The sequence below is a fragment of the Ornithinimicrobium cryptoxanthini genome (assembly GCF_023923205.1).
Classification (GTDB): domain Bacteria; phylum Actinomycetota; class Actinomycetes; order Actinomycetales; family Dermatophilaceae; genus Ornithinicoccus; species Ornithinicoccus cryptoxanthini.
Map to the genome: position 1 here is coordinate 941441 of NZ_CP099490.1, position 12314 is coordinate 953754.

Here is a 12314-nt window from a genome sequence, read left to right on the forward strand (position 1 = left end):
CCTGCGAGTGTGGCGGGCAGTTCTTGTGCGGTCGGGCGGGGCTCTCCGCGCTGTGCCGACTAGATCTGCGCTGTGACGACTAGATCCGCGCGGCGACGATTAGAGTGGCGCACGTGATGCGCTCCACCCTCGCAATTGCCGCCGGCAAGCTGGCCCGCGGGGCCTCCCGGCTGCGCGGCGGCGGGTCCGCGCTGCCCGGCCTGGTCACCGAGCGGATCGACCCTGAGATCCTGGCGCACACCCTCAGCGACCTGCCCGGCGGGATCATCGTGGTCTCGGGCACCAACGGCAAGACCACGACCACCAAGATGCTCGTCGCCCTGCTGCGGGCCCATGGACAACGGGTCTTCACCAACCCCACCGGCAGCAACTTCACCCGCGGTGTCATCTCCGCGATGCTGGCCGAGATCCCCCTGCGCGCTCGGCTCGACGCCGACTGGGCCGTCCTGGAGCTGGACGAGGCGCACGCGCTGCACTTCGCCCGCGTCGTGGCACCCACCCACGCCCTGCTGCTCAACGTGGCCAGGGACCAGCTCGACCGGTTCGCCGAGATCGACCAGACCGCACAGCTGCTCTCCCGGCTGGCCGAGCAGACGACGCACACTGTCGTCCTCAACGTCGATGACTCCTTCATCTCCCGGATCCGCACCCAGGTGGCTGACGGGGTGAGCGTGCGCTGGTTCGGCGTCGACCCCTCGAGCGCCCAGCTCCTCCCGGCGCTGCAGGAGGCTGACGTGCGGGTCAGCGACGGTGCGGGTGCCGAAGGCCTGCCGGACTCCGCGGACACCTCACTGCTGGCGGTGCACGATGAGCGGTCCTTCACGATCACCGGCTCCACGGCCGACGTGGGCCCGCTGACCCTGCAGCAGCGCGGACTGGCCGCGATGATCAACGCGACGGCGGCCACCGCCATGGGCCGCGCCGTCCTCGGGCCGGAGTTCGACCCGCAGGTCGCCGCCACCGCGCTGTCGACCGTGACGCCGCCGTTCGGCCGTGGCGAGGTGATCGACGTCGACGGCCACCCTCTCGAGCTGGTGCTGGTCAAGAACCCGGCCGGCTTCACGGTGGCCCTGGGCACCTATGGCTCGGAGCCGGTCGACACGATGATCGCCATCAACGACAACTACGCCGACGGCCGGGATGTCTCCTGGCTCTATGACGTCTCGTTCGAGAGCCTGCGCGAGCAGGGGGTGGCGCTGACGAGCGGGGTGCGGGCCTGGGACATGGCCCTGCGGCTGGAGTATGACGATGTGCCGGTCGAGCACGTGGAGCCGGACCTCGACCTGGCCCTTGAGCGGTTCCTCAGAGCGCATCGGGGCAGGCCCGTGCGGATCTTCAGCACCTACACCGCGATGATGCATCTGCGCCGCCAGCTGGCATCGCGTTTTGACCTCGCCCGCTTCGGAGAGGACCGGACGTGACCGAGCAGACCGGCGGCTCGCAGTCAGCCAGCAAGGGCACGGTGCACCTGGTGCACCTCTATCCGCGCGAGATGAGCATCTATGGCGACCTGGGCAACACCCGGGCGCTGGCCAGCCGGCTGCGGTGGCACGGCTACACACCGGTGGTGCATGACCACCACCCGGGGGCGGACTGGCCGGACGAGGCGCACCTGCTGCTCGGCGGGGGCGGCCAGGACTCTGGTCAGCTGCGGGTCCAGGAGGATCTGGACCGCCATGCCGACCGGTTGCGCGAGCTCGCGGCCGACGGCCTGCCGATGCTGATGATCTGCGGGATGTATCAGCTCTTCGGCCAGGCCTTCATCACGGTCGAGGGCCGGCGACTGCCAGGTCTTCGGATCCTCGATGTGACGACCACCGGCAACGCCACGCGGATGATCGGCCCCGTCGTGCTCGACACCGACGCCGGTCAGGTCGTCGGCTATGAGAACCACTCGGGGGCCACGGTCCTGGGGCAGGGTCAGGCGCCGTTCGGCAGCGTTGTGGCGGGCCAGGGCAACAACGGCACGGACGGCACGGAGGGCGCCCGCACCGGCAATGTCATCGGCTCCTATCTGCACGGGCCGATCCTGCCGGCCAACCCGGTCCTGGCCGATCACCTGCTGGAGATCGCGGTGACCCGGGCCACGGGGCAGTGGCAGCCGGAGCAGCTCGACGACTCGACGGCCCAGCAGGCGCACCAGCGTCAGGTCATGCGGCTGTTGGCTGCCGACCGCCGGTCGACGTCACGGGTGGGCCGGCTGCTGCCGCGCCGCTGATCAGGTGCGGTGACCCGGGTCTGTCGATGACGTCCCGTGGGAGCCCTCGGCCACCGTCTGGGAGTCCTCGTCCCCGTTGGCGATGTTGGCCTCGAGCTGCCCCCTGGCCGGTGTCTTCTGCCGGGGACTGAAGGACCAGGCCAGCCACGCGGTCAGGCCGATCGGCACCTCCAGCAGGTGCGTGAAGAAGGCATAGAGCAGGGCGGCAGCGGAGGCGGCTCCGGGGTCGCCGCCGAAGGCCACGAGCACACCGGCGGTGCCGACCTCCGTGATGCCCAGCCCACCGGGCGTGATGGCGACCACGGTGAGGAACTGGCGGAACGCGTAGGCCGCAAACAGCATGTAGACGGGCAGGTCCAGCCCCACCGAGCGAGCCGCCACCCAATAGAGGACGAAGAAGAAGCCGAACATGCCCGCCAGCCCGAGGGTCATCTTGAGGCTGTGCTTCTTGACCACGGTCGACATCCGGGTGCGCTGGTCCTGGATGACGTGATCGACGTCGACACCGCCGCGGACCTTCTTGGAGAACGGCCGGGCCAACCGGGTGAGGGCGTGCCCGATCCAGTGCGAGACGCGGTCGGAGAAGATCGCCAGGCCGAACAGGACCATGATCGCGGTGCCGACCGCGCCGGCGATCAGGCTCGCGATGATCACCAGGCGGGGGGCCTCGACGGGTCCCCAGACCACGATGCCTGCGCCGAGCACGGGCAGCGCGACGCGGGCCAGGATGTTCCAGATGCCAGTGACCACCAGCGAGGTGGAGATGTTGCTGCGGGTGAAGCCCCACGAGCGATACATCACATAGGACAGGGCCACCCCGACCGCGCCTCCGGCGGGCAGGATGTTGCTGACCATGGACCCCGCGGCGTTGACCATCAGCGCGCGCAGGTGGGTCAGGCCGGGCAGCGACCCGATGAGCGTGAACGTGTAGGAGTAGAGCCCCGCCAGCATCAGCGCCAGCATGATCAGGGCCTTGTCAAAGCCCACCATGGTGAGTTGGTCACCGATCTGGCTCCAGGTGGTGCCCACGATGCGGGGCATGCCGAAGGCCAGCAGCGAGATGGCCAGGGCGAACCCCACCACCGACTGCAGGACCTCCTTCAGACCGATCCGTCGGAGCTTCGGCTCTGGTCCGGAGCCGTCGCCGAAGGGGGTCACCGGGCGACCTCGAACACTGCCGTCCGCAGCGGGGTCGCGTCGACGCCGACCTCCTGGAAGAACTCGCGCCCGAGAACGAGTCGAGAAAGGACCGGAGGCAGGCGCAGCACGCTAGCAAGGGTACGTCCCCCGGAGGACTCCCCGCCGGTGGTCTGGGAGAAGTGGGCCCGCATGGCGCTCTGCTTGTCCCGGAGGTGGCGACCGATGCTGATGCGGTGGGTGATCTCCCGGCGTGGGGTGAAGGCGTGTTCCCACTCGCTGGGGTCGAAGCCGTTGCGGAAGCGGCGGACCCTGCCGACCAGGCGCAGGGCGCGCAGCAGCGGCTCGCGCGGAGCCGTCGCCTCCAGGAGCCGGACCCCGGTGAGTTCGCGGACGCGGCGGCCCACCTGGTGCACGTGGATGTGGTCGCGGTGGCCGTAGCCACCGCGGGCGTCGCAGGAGATGAGCACCTCGGCCCCTTCATGGCGCACGATGTCCGCGACCTGCGCGGCGACCTCGTCGACAGGGACGGTGACGAACCGGCGCCGTCCCGGCGGGTCACCCCAGAGCTCGGCGCCGTGCCCGCTGTCGGAGTGTCCCAGCGAGATGACCTCGGCAGCGCCCAGGGCACGGGCGCTCGCCTCGAGCTCGGCCAGCCGTGTCGCGGCAAGGTCGCCGGAGCGCAGCTCCTCAGACGCCAGCCCCAGGGCACCGTCGGTCGCGACGACGAAGACGATGCGGTGTCCCTGCGCCGCAAGCATGGCCAACGTGCCCCCGGTCAGCAACGCCTCGTCGTCCGGGTGCGCAAACAGCGCCACCACGGTCCCAGCCATCGCTCGTCTCCCCTGTCCTGTCACCGCCACGACCCCCCTGCCGCAGCCTGGGCCGGGCGGCCCTCGCTGCACGATACCGGCCGTGGCACGCTGGGCCGGTGAGGATCGCCCTGGTTTCCGACGTCTTTGCGCCCCGGCTTGGTGGCATGGAGGTCCAGGTGGCTGATCTGGCAGCCCGGCTCCGGCGCGCCGGTCATCAGGTCCGCGTCATGACGGCGACGCCAGGGGAGCCCGTGCCGGACCTGGTCCGGTTGCCGGCACCGGTGTCCCTGCCCGCGCCCGTCAATCCGTGGGCGGGTCGCGGACTGCGAGCAGAGGTCGCGGCGGCCGATGTCGTGCACATCCATCTGGGGGTGCTGGCTCCCTTCGCCTCCCGAGCCGCCCAGATCGCGCTGGCCGCGGGACGTCCGACGGTGGTGACCTGGCACAGCATGGTGGGTCGTGCCGCCGTGCCGTATGCCGCCCGCTGGCGTGGGTGGATCGACTCCGGTGCCGTGCCCACCGCCGTGTCCGGGGTCGCCGCCGAGCGGGTGCGGGCCGTGACGAGGTCGGGGGTGCCCATCGAGGTGCTGCCCAACGGCATCGACCCCGCGGACTGGGCAGCAGACGCGACTGCCGCGCCCGCACTGGGGCCGGGAGAGCCGGTGCGCCTGGCGACCGCCATGCGCTTCGCTCCACGCAAGCGCCCACTGCAGCTGATCGCCCTGGCAGCCTCGATCAGGCGACTGGTCCCGCCGGAGCGGCGCCTCGAGCTCGTGGCTGCCGGGGCCGGGCCGCTGCTCGGCCCGGCGCGCGCCAGGGTCCAGACCGCTCGGGCTGACTGGATCACTCTGCCCGGCAGGCTGTCCCGGCCCGAGCTGGCCCGGCTCTATCACCGCTGCCACCTCTATCTGTCACCGGCGCGACTGGAGTCGTTCGGGATCGCCGCGCTGGAGGCCCGTGCAGCAGGCCTCGCGGTCGCGGGGATCGCCGGCAGCGGCATCACCGAGTTCGTCCAGGACGGGGTTGACGGAGTGCTGGCCGACGACGGCCGCCAGCTGGCTCGAGAGGTGGCGGCCCTCATCAACGAGCCCGAGGCCCTGACCAAGATCCTCGACCACAACCGTTCGGTCGCCCCGCACCAGACCTGGGAGCGGGTCCTGGACGCGACGCTGGAGACCTATGACAGGGCGCTCGCCGCCCGGCCAGGAGGACGCTGACATGGTTCGGGTGCGTGGCGTCGACCACAGGGGCCGGGTCCTGGCGGAGGACGTGGTGCCGCACGGGATCGATCCCGCAGCGGTGTTGCAGGCCGACGGTCACGACCCGGTCTGGACCGGCAGCGAGGTCGTGGACGGCGAGCTGGTGCTGGTCTATCGCGTGCGCCCAGGGGGCCGACCGGAGCCCCACCAACGGCTCTCTGCGTATGCCGTGGTGCAGGCGACCTTCCGCGGCGTCCCGTCCCTGCTGCTCACCTCCTTTGCGAGGAGGGTCCGGGTCCGCAACGGGGCGTGGGGGCTGCCCGGTGGCGGGCTGGAGCCGGGAGAGGACCCGGTGAGCGGTGCAGAGCGTGAGGTGTGGGAGGAGACCGGGCAACACGTGCGGGCCGTGGAGCCGCTGGACCTGGTCAGCCGGCACTGGACCGGTCGTGCGCCGAGCGGGCGGCTCGAGGACTACCACGCCGTGTCGATGGTCTATCGCGCCCACTGCTCGGACCCGGCCGAGACGGTCGTGCACGACGTGGGCGGCAGCACGGCCGACGCGCGGTGGGTGCCTCTGGCTGACCTGCCCACCCTGCCGGTCCTGGACTGGCAACGACGGTTCCTGCCGCCCACGTAGGCTGGGCACATGGACTTCCTCTACAACCTCACCGTCGTCGCCCACATGCTCGGACTCGCTGCCCTCGTCGGGGGCTACCTCGTGGCCGTGACGCGGTCGGCTGAGGGGCTTGTGCCCAACGTGGTGATGGTGTGGGGAGCCAGGGTGCAGCTGCTGAGCGGACTGATCCTGGTGGGCATCGCGGAAGGGGCGCTCGATGACATAGAGGTCAACCAGATGAAGATCGGCGTCAAGCTCCTGGTCGCGATCGCCGTGGCTGCCCTCACCGAGATCGCGGCCGCCAGGGCCCGCAAGGGTCAGCCGGTGGCCGGCGGCATGGTGCACGCAGCCGGCGCGCTGGCCGTCGTCAACGTCCTCGTCGCCTCGCTCTGGAAGTAGCCGTCGGCCGGGTGCTCCACAACCACCACAGCCCCGCGACGGGGAGCACGAGCGGGATGTAGAGGTAGCCGCGGCCGAAGCCGGACCAGACGGTCGCATCCGGGAAGGCGGCCGGGTCGAGCACGCTCCACAGACCCACCGCCAGGACTCCGACCAGCTCGGTGCTGATCGCGACCAGCGACACCCACCAGGCTCGCCGGCCCCGGATCGCCAGGGACACCGCGGCGACCACGTAGACGACACCGGCGAACGCCGAGAGAGAGTAGGCCAGCGGTGCCTGCTCCCACTCGGTCGCGATCTGGAACCCGGCACGCGACAGCGACCCCACGACGAACACGACATAGAGCGCGATGATCAGCCGACCAGGGCCAGACGTTCGGGGATTGGTCGACTGGGTGTCGGCATACTCCTCCCTGCTCACCTGAGTCCCGCCCCAGGTTCCGGCGTCCTCACACGACCCCCACGCCATACCAGATCTGCGCGCTCCGGGCGCCCATCACAGCGACCACGAAGCCGGCGAGCGCGAGCACGAAGGTGCCCCACCGGGAGGAGTCGGTGCGGGTCCAGACCCAGGCGACGGCCGGCACCATCAGGACCGTCACCAGATAGGCCCACAGCTCCCAGGCGGGCCCGACGGGGGAGTCGCCACCGAGCGACCGAGCCAGATAGACGCCGAAGACGACCGCCACCACGGCCTGCAGGACCGCCGTGATGCCGAGCGTGATCCGGCCAGGGCCGTGCCCGCGCAACCCCGCCACTGCGCAGACACCCGCGGCGACCAGACCGGTGACCAGCAGGGCGATCGTCCAACCGTCCAGATAGGTGCTGCTGCCGCCCGACAGCCCGATGGTGCCACCCGACAGCGCGATGCTGGTGATCACTCAGCTGCCCCGAGGGACCCGAGGGCGGCCCCGGTGAGGCGCTGCACGGTCCAGTCGTCCATCGGCTCGGCTCCGAGGTGGCGATAGAGCTCGATCGCGGGCGTGTTCCAGTTGAGGACGGTCCACTCCATCCGCGGGTAGCCGCGCTCGGTGCAGATCCTGGCGAGGGTGGCCATGAGCTGCCGGCCGAGGCCGCTGCCACGGTGCTCGGGTGAGACATAGAGGTCCTCGAGCCACAGCCCGTTGCGGCCGGTCCAGGTGGAGAAGGTCAGGAACCAGACGGCGATGCCGACCACCGTGCCGTCCACCTCGGCCACGTGCGCCCACGCGGTGGGGGAGCCCTGCTCGGGGAAGAGGACGGCACGGTAGGAGTCCACCGTGCCGACGGCCGCCTCGGGCTCCTCCTCGTAGTCGGCCAGTTCACGCACCAGGTCCAGAATGGCCGGGATGTCCTGCTCGGTCGCTTCGCGGATCACGCAGGCAAGCGTACGTCGGTGGACAACCAGGATGGGGTGTCGGTCCGGCGACCTAGACTGAGTCGCATCATGAGCACGCTCTTCGACAACGTCCCGCTGCCCCCGATGTCACCTGCCCAGGCCAGCGGGAGCGTGCCCGTGGACCACGCCGGCGTGCCCCTGTGGGCGCGGGAGGAGCAGCCGGCGCCGGACTTCGCGTCGCAGGAGCGGGTGTCTTCCCCGGTCGACACGGACGCCCTGCTCGCGGGGCTCAACGGGCCGCAGCGCGAGGCCGTGATCCACGAGGCGTCCCCGCTGTTGATCGTGGCCGGGGCCGGGTCGGGCAAGACACGGGTGCTGACCCACCGGATCGCCTATCTGCTGGCGGCCCGCGGTGTGGCCCCGGGCCAGGTGCTGGCGATCACCTTCACCAACAAGGCCGCTGCTGAGATGCGCGAGCGGGTCGAGGCGCTGATCGGTCCGCGGGCGAAGGCCATGTGGGTCTCCACCTTCCACTCGGCGTGCGTGCGGATCCTGCGGCGCGAGGCGGCCACGGTCGGTCTGAAGTCCACCTTCTCGATCTATGACGCCGCCGACAGCCAGCGACTGATGGCGCTGGTCGTGCGTGACCTGGACCTCGACCCCAAGCGCTATCCCGCGCGGGCGCTGTGCCACAAGGTGTCTGCCGCCAAGAACGAGCTGATCGACGACGAGACCTTTGCGTCGCAGGTGGGCAACAACCCCTACGAGGCGCAGGTGGCGGCGGCCTACCGTGAGTACCAACGCCGCTTGCGGCAGGCCAACGCCCTCGACTTCGACGACATCATCTCGATGACGGTCAACATCCTGCAGGCGTTCCCGGCTGTCCGGGAGCACTACCGCCGCCGGTTCCGCCACCTGCTGGTGGACGAGTACCAGGACACCAACCACGCGCAATACACCCTGATCCGTGAGCTGGTCGGCACCGACGACGAGGAGGTGCCCCCTGCGGAGCTGTGCGTCGTCGGTGACGCCGACCAGTCGATCTATGCCTTCCGGGGCGCCACCATCCGCAACATCGTCGAGTTCGAGAAGGACTACCCGCAGGCGCGCACCATCTTGTTGGAGCAGAACTACCGCTCGACCCAGCGGATCCTGCAGGCGGCCAACTCGGTGATCTCGCGCAACCCGGGGCGCCGGGACAAGAGCCTGTGGTCGGACCTGGGCGAGGGCCCGATGATCGTGGGTTATGTCGCCGATGACGAGCACGATGAGGCCTCGTTCGTGGCGCAGACGATCGACAAGCTTGGTGATGAGCACGGCGTGCAGCCCAAGGACGTCGCGGTCTTCTATCGCACCAATGCCCAGTCCCGGGCGCTGGAGGAGGTGTTCGTGCGGACCGGGCACCCCTACAAGGTCGTGGGTGGGACCCGGTTCTATGAGCGTCGCGAGGTCAAGGACGCGCTCGCCTATCTGCGGGTGATCGCCAACCCCGCCGACGACATCAACCTGCGGCGCATCATCAATGTCCCCAAGCGGGGGATCGGTGACCGGGCGCAGGCAGCTGTGGCCACGCTGGCCCAGCGCGAGCGTGTCCCGCTCGTGGCCGCACTCGGCAGGGTCGAGGACGCGCCGGGGATCGCGACCCGGTCAGTGGCGGCGATCAAGGCGTTCACCGCACTGCTGGAGGGACTGGGTCAGGTCGCGTCCGACCTCGAGTCGGGGGTGGGGGACCTGCTGGAGGCGATCCTGGACCGCTCGGGTTACACCAAGGAGCTGCGGGCCAGCCACGACCCGCAGGATGAGACCCGCATCGAGAACCTCGCCGAACTGGTCGCCGTCGCCCGCGAGTTCGACGAGAACTACCCCGAGGGGAGTCTGGTCGACTTCCTGGAGCAGGTGTCGTTGGTCGCCGATGCCGACGAGATCCCGCAGGGTGGGCCGGGCACCGACGGCGGTGTCATCACGCTGATGACGCTGCACACAGCCAAGGGGCTGGAGTTCCCGGTGGTCTTTCTCACCGGGCTGGAGGACGGCACCTTCCCGCACCAGCGGTCGATGGATGACCCGGTGGAGCTCGAGGAGGAGCGCCGGCTCGCCTATGTGGGCATCACCCGTGCGCGACAACGACTCCACCTCAGCCGGGCCGGCACGCGGGCCGCCTTCGGAGCGCCGCAGTATCACCCACCCTCGCGGTTCCTCGACGAGATCCCGATGGACGTCGTCGACTGGCAGCGCTCGGACCGGGACCGGATGAGTGCGGCCGGCCGCCCGAGTGCCTCGGTGCAACAGGGTTGGGGCGGCGGGCAGCGCTCTGCCTCGCGCGGCGTCGTGCAGCTGAACCCGCGCGGCTCGGGCGTGCGCAAGGCCATCGAACCCGTCTCGGTCTCCGCCGGCGACCGGGTGAGTCACGACTCGTTCGGGCTGGGGACCGTGGTGCGGGTCGAGGGCAGCGGCGACCACACCATGGCCCACGTCGACTTCGGCGGCTCGGGGGTCAAGCGGCTGCTCCTGCGCTACGCGCCGCTGGAGAAGCTCTAGCGGGCGACGGTTCGGTCCAGACGGGCGCCTGGCCGTCGAGGCTGCGCTTGTGGGCTGCTCTCAGCTCAGGCGAGCCACCCAGCAGGGCGTCGAGCCAGTCAGTTGCGCCGGGCGTCGAGCCACTCAGCCGGGTCGATGGGTCCATCGTCGGTGCGGATCTCGAGGTGCAGGTGGGCACCGGTCGAGCGCCCCGTGTTGCCGACTGCACCGATCATCGTGCCCGCCTCCACCGTGTCGTCCAGCGCCACGTCGATCTGTGACATGTGCCCATAGACGACCACCTCGCCGGAGCCCAGGGTGATCTTGACGTGGTTTCCCAGTCCCGAGTTCCACCCGCTGGTGGTCACGGTGCCTTGCGCCACGGCATACAGCGGAGCTCCAATGTCAGCACCGAAGTCGAGCCCGTTGTGCATCCGGCCCCAGCGCCAGCCGAAGCCGGACGTCGTCGCCGCATCGAGGACCGGCTCATGGAACGCGTGGGCGGCGGCGATCTCGCGGATCTGCACCGCTCCGCCTGCGGTGACGGCGAGCCCTGCGCTCAATGAGGTGTCCAGGGCGGCGGCACGCGTGGCCATCATCCGACCCCCCTCCACCGCGGCCGCGCCCCATGACATCGGAAGTCGGTTGACGGCCCGGGATGAGGCTGAGATCTGGCGGGAGGCAGACACCTCCGTGGTGTTTTCCACCTGCCAGGGCGCGCGGGACTCCACGAGTCCGGGGGGCGGGGCCGCCAGCGCCGCTCCCGCTGCTGAACCGGTGCCCTCGGCCACCAGGGAAGGCAGTCCGATCAGCGATGCGGCGACGCCGGTGGTCAGCAGTGCAGTCGCGAAGACTGGCGTCGTGATCCGTGCGCTGAGTGAGCTGGTCGCGGCCCGCCTCGCGACCTCCTTGGCTTCCCGGCGGCTCTGCGGGGAGCTCCCGACAGAATGTCGAATGGCAAGGTGCGTGGAGTGCTGCGGCCGGTGACGTCGACTGCTGCCGCGGGACCGTGGTCCTGCGCGGTGCTCGCGGGCTTCGCGTCGGGACTGGGGTGCTGGGCTGAGTTCGCGGGCTTCGCGTCGGGACTGGGGTGCTGGGCTGAGTTCGCGGGCTTCGAGTCGGGACTGTGGTGTTGTGGCGTGCCGGTTGCGGGCTTCGCGTCGGAACCGTGGGGCTGTGGCCTGCTGCTCGCGGGATTCGCGTCGGGACCGTGGTGTTGTGGCCTGCTGCTCGCGAGCTTCGCGTCGAGTCTGTGGCGTCGCCGAGTCTATGACGAGTTCGGGGGACCGGCGACCAGCACCTGGTGCTGTTGCGCTCCGAGCACGTGCCTCTGGGCTCCGAGCACGTGCCTCGCGCCGCGACTGCGGTGTTGTGTTGGCCTGCTCACGAGCCTCTCGGCGACTGCGAGGTGCAGAAATGTCCGATAGTGCACGAGGCTGCGACGCCTCGCCAGGCATCGTGGGCCGCCATGGGGCCACAACGGGATTGCGCACACCAACTCCGTGATGTTGTCTTGATCGTCCGACGGGGATGCGACCACCGGTCGGGGGATTCCCGGGGGATGCTCGGACTACCAGGCACCCTAGCGCGGTCGGGGCACCGAGCCAATGTGTCCATGATCACCCTGTGGACGGTGCGCTAATCTGCACTGCATGACCTCCCCATCAAGCGGTTCCCCGCTGCGCGTCATTGTTGCCAAACCAGGTCTTGACGGTCACGACCGAGGCGCCAAGGTGGTTGCTAGGGCACTTCGTGATGCCGGTGTTGAGGTCATCTACACGGGATTGCACCAGACACCGGAGCAGATCGTGGAGGCCGCGATCCAAGAGGATGCCGACGCAGTGGGGCTGTCGGTCCTCTCGGGCGCGCACATGACTCTCTTCAAGCGTGTGATCGAGCTGCTGGGCGAACGGGATGCTTCCGACATCGTCGTCTTTGGCGGCGGCATCATCCCCGAGGCCGACATACCCCTGCTGCAGGAACTCGGGGTCTCACGCATCTTCACTCCGGGGGCGACGACGGCCGAGATCACCGGGTGGGTGCACGACAACCTCGGTCGTGATTGATCTAACCTGACAGCGCACCGGCAACCTCG

13 protein-coding genes are annotated in these 12314 nt (G+C 70.0%); 7 read left to right on the forward strand and 6 right to left on the reverse strand.

Annotated features, from left to right (window positions below; all coding sequences use genetic code 11):
• Positions 1 to 116: 116 nt before the first annotated feature.
• Both NF557_RS04475 and NF557_RS04480 read left to right on the forward strand, forming a co-directional pair.
• Positions 117 to 1421, forward strand: a complete 1305-nt coding sequence (locus tag NF557_RS04475) for a Mur ligase family protein (protein ID WP_252623923.1) — start codon at positions 117 to 119, stop codon at positions 1419 to 1421.
• Positions 1418 to 2218: a type 1 glutamine amidotransferase gene (locus NF557_RS04480; RefSeq protein WP_252622037.1), complete on the forward strand. Its 801-nt coding sequence runs from the start codon at positions 1418 to 1420 to the stop codon at positions 2216 to 2218. Before NF557_RS04475 ends, NF557_RS04480 begins: the two co-directional genes overlap by 4 nt.
• Here NF557_RS04480 and NF557_RS04485 read toward each other — a convergent pair whose 3' ends face one another.
• Positions 2219 to 3376: a lysylphosphatidylglycerol synthase transmembrane domain-containing protein gene (locus NF557_RS04485; RefSeq protein ID WP_252622040.1), complete on the reverse strand. Its 1158-nt coding sequence runs from the start codon at positions 3374 to 3376 to the stop codon at positions 2219 to 2221.
• Positions 3373 to 4188, reverse strand: a complete 816-nt coding sequence (locus NF557_RS04490) for a PIG-L deacetylase family protein (protein ID WP_252622042.1) — start codon at positions 4186 to 4188, stop codon at positions 3373 to 3375. Before NF557_RS04490 ends, NF557_RS04485 begins: the two co-directional genes overlap by 4 nt.
• Before the next feature lie 98 nt (positions 4189 to 4286).
• Between NF557_RS04490 and NF557_RS04495 the strand changes: the two genes are divergently transcribed.
• The 3 genes from NF557_RS04495 to NF557_RS04505 are packed head-to-tail and all read left to right on the forward strand — an operon-like array spanning position 4287 to position 6384.
• Positions 4287 to 5387, forward strand: a complete 1101-nt coding sequence (locus tag NF557_RS04495) for a glycosyltransferase family 4 protein (protein WP_252622044.1) — start codon at positions 4287 to 4289, stop codon at positions 5385 to 5387.
• A 1-nt stretch (position 5388) separates the two neighbouring features.
• On the forward strand, positions 5389 to 6006 hold the full coding sequence (locus NF557_RS04500) for an NUDIX hydrolase (RefSeq protein ID WP_252622046.1): 618 nt from the start codon (positions 5389 to 5391) through the stop codon (positions 6004 to 6006).
• A 9-nt stretch (positions 6007 to 6015) separates the two neighbouring features.
• On the forward strand, positions 6016 to 6384 hold the full coding sequence (locus NF557_RS04505) for a hypothetical protein (protein WP_252622047.1): 369 nt from the start codon (positions 6016 to 6018) through the stop codon (positions 6382 to 6384).
• On the opposite strand, the gene NF557_RS04510 is transcribed toward NF557_RS04505, so the two are convergent.
• From NF557_RS04510 to NF557_RS04520, 3 genes are read right to left on the reverse strand one after another with little or no spacing between them, the layout of a single operon-like run.
• Entirely contained in the window at positions 6353 to 6805 is a 453-nt protein-coding gene (locus NF557_RS04510) for a hypothetical protein (RefSeq protein ID WP_252622049.1), read from the reverse strand. The two genes, NF557_RS04505 and NF557_RS04510, sit on opposite strands and share 32 nt — an antisense overlap.
• A 28-nt stretch (positions 6806 to 6833) precedes the next feature.
• Positions 6834 to 7265 (reverse strand): hypothetical protein, encoded by a 432-nt coding sequence (locus NF557_RS04515; protein ID WP_252622051.1) that lies wholly within the window; start codon positions 7263 to 7265, stop codon positions 6834 to 6836.
• Positions 7262 to 7741, reverse strand: a complete 480-nt coding sequence (locus NF557_RS04520; protein ID WP_252622053.1) for a GNAT family N-acetyltransferase — start codon at positions 7739 to 7741, stop codon at positions 7262 to 7264. The genes NF557_RS04515 and NF557_RS04520 overlap by 4 nt, the downstream gene beginning before the upstream one ends.
• A 69-nt stretch (positions 7742 to 7810) precedes the next feature.
• Here NF557_RS04520 and pcrA point away from each other — a divergent pair, with 69 nt between their 5' ends.
• Positions 7811 to 10240, forward strand: a complete 2430-nt coding sequence (gene pcrA / locus NF557_RS04525; RefSeq protein WP_252622054.1) for a DNA helicase PcrA — start codon at positions 7811 to 7813, stop codon at positions 10238 to 10240.
• A gap of 98 nt (positions 10241 to 10338) precedes the next feature.
• Here pcrA and NF557_RS04530 read toward each other — a convergent pair whose 3' ends face one another.
• The gene (locus tag NF557_RS04530) at positions 10339 to 10818 is read right to left on the reverse strand and encodes a M23 family metallopeptidase (protein ID WP_252622057.1); all 480 of its coding nucleotides are present in this window, start codon (positions 10816 to 10818) and stop codon (positions 10339 to 10341) included.
• Positions 10819 to 11871: 1053 nt separating this feature from the next.
• Here NF557_RS04530 and icmB point away from each other — a divergent pair.
• The gene (icmB, locus tag NF557_RS04535) at positions 11872 to 12285 is read left to right on the forward strand and encodes a coenzyme B12-dependent isobutyryl CoA mutase small subunit (RefSeq protein WP_252622059.1); all 414 of its coding nucleotides are present in this window, start codon (positions 11872 to 11874) and stop codon (positions 12283 to 12285) included.
• Positions 12286 to 12314 lie beyond the last annotated feature (29 nt).